The 764-nt window shown below is 52.1% G+C and carries 1 protein-coding gene; it reads right to left on the reverse strand.

The window, feature by feature from the left end; all coding sequences use genetic code 11:
• Positions 1–96: 96 nt before the first annotated feature.
• Entirely contained in the window at positions 97–693 is a 597-nt protein-coding gene (locus F0U47_RS22875; RefSeq protein WP_149730604.1) for an Hsp20 family protein, read from the reverse strand.
• Between the last annotated feature and the right edge of the window lie 71 nt (positions 694–764).

A 764-nucleotide genomic window follows, 5' to 3' on the forward strand; every position in this document is an offset into this window, starting at 1 on the left:
CTCGTCGTTGGCCAACAACGGGCAGAAAACAAAAAAAAAAACAATTAAAATTAAATGCTATTTATGTTTCGGTCGTTGTGCTCGGCACTAGGGGGGTTAAGGGGAGGTGACGATGGGCACCATTTGTTCGCGGGGCTGTTGCTGTTCCGGCTTCGAAGACGCAGCCTCAGGTTGCTTAGCGGGTCCGGTTTTCGTGATCGGTACGATCCTTTCGCCGGCATTAGGTGGAGGTCGTTTCGGCGCCGTGACGGTGAGCACGCCGTCGGAAGACAACGTGCTGACCAGGTCGTTGACCTCGTATCCGGTCGGCAGGATGTACCGGCGGGTGAACTGACGGGAAATGAAGCCGTGCTCGTCCTGTTTCTCCTCGTGCTTGCCTTCGACGACAACCGTGTTGTTCGACGCCTTGACCGTGATCTCGTCTGGAGTGAATTGCTGAACGTCTAAAATAACCTCAAATTTCTCTTTCGTCAAATTGATCGTCGAAGAAGATTCCTGCCTGGCTAAGCTCGCCCTCCAAGGTCTGAAGTATGAATTTCTGAAGAGCGAGGTCGAGGGGAATGAACTGATGGAGGATAACAGATCGTCCTTCTTCAGACCCATGCCGAAGTGCTGGTCCAGTAGTCTGGAGGGGCGCTCGATACGCTCCCAGTCATCCCACCAATCGCGAAACATCATTGGTACTATCGACATCTTTTTTATTTAAAGTTCGTTGTGAGCGCGCGCTGCTCTTCTCGTGTGCTAGTCGTTTGACTACTGTTTGG

The sequence above is a fragment of the Nocardioides antri genome (genome assembly GCF_008373765.1).
GTDB lineage: Bacteria > Actinomycetota > Actinomycetes > Propionibacteriales > Nocardioidaceae > Nocardioides > Nocardioides antri.